Raw genomic sequence first — 671 nt, 5'->3', positions numbered from 1 at the left:
GAGTCGAAGGGGAGCACGACCAGCACCGGGCCGAAGATCTCGGACTGCACGGCCTCGCTGTCCTGTGCGGCGCCGGTGATGAGGGTGGGCCGGTAGTAGGCGCCCTTGGCCAGGTCGCCGCCGGGCGCCTCGCCGCCGGTGACGACGGTCGCGTACGTGCGTGCGCGGTCGACGAAGCCGGCGACCCGGTCGCGCTGGGCGTGCGAGATGAGCGGGCCGAGGTCGGTGGCCGGGTCGAAGGGGTCGCCGAGCCGTACGGTCGCCATCAGGTCGGCGACGCCGCTGACGAACGCGTCGTAGAGGGGGCGCTGTACGTAGGCGCGGGTGGCGGCGGTGCAGTCCTGGCCGGTGTTGATCAGGGCGCCGGCCACCGCGCCGTGCACGGCGGCGTCCAGGTCGGCGTCGTCGAAGACCACGAAGGGGGCCTTGCCGCCCAGTTCGAGGTGGAGTCGCTTGACGGTGGCGGTGGCGATCTCCGCGACCCGCTTGCCGACCGCGGTGGAGCCGGTGAAGGAGGTCATCGCGACGTCCGGGTGGCCGACGAGGTGCTCACCCGCGTCCCGGCCCGCGCCGGAGACGATGTTGATCACGCCGTCCGGCAGCCCGGCCTCCTGCGCGGCCTGTGCGTACATCACCGAGGTCAGCGGGGTGATCTCGGCGGGCTTCAGGAC

General features: G+C 73.2%; 1 protein-coding gene. It reads right to left on the bottom strand.

Annotated features, from left to right (window positions below; all coding sequences use genetic code 11):
• A partial coding sequence (locus C3481_RS16190; RefSeq protein WP_146053680.1) for an aldehyde dehydrogenase family protein occupies nucleotides 1-671 on the bottom strand: 671 nt, incomplete at both ends.

The sequence above is a fragment of the Microbacterium sp. Ru50 genome (assembly GCF_002920555.1).
Lineage (GTDB): Bacteria > Actinomycetota > Actinomycetes > Actinomycetales > Microbacteriaceae > Microbacterium > Microbacterium arborescens.
Note: the sequence above shows the minus strand (reverse complement) of the source record. Positions and strands in the feature narration are given on the sequence as shown.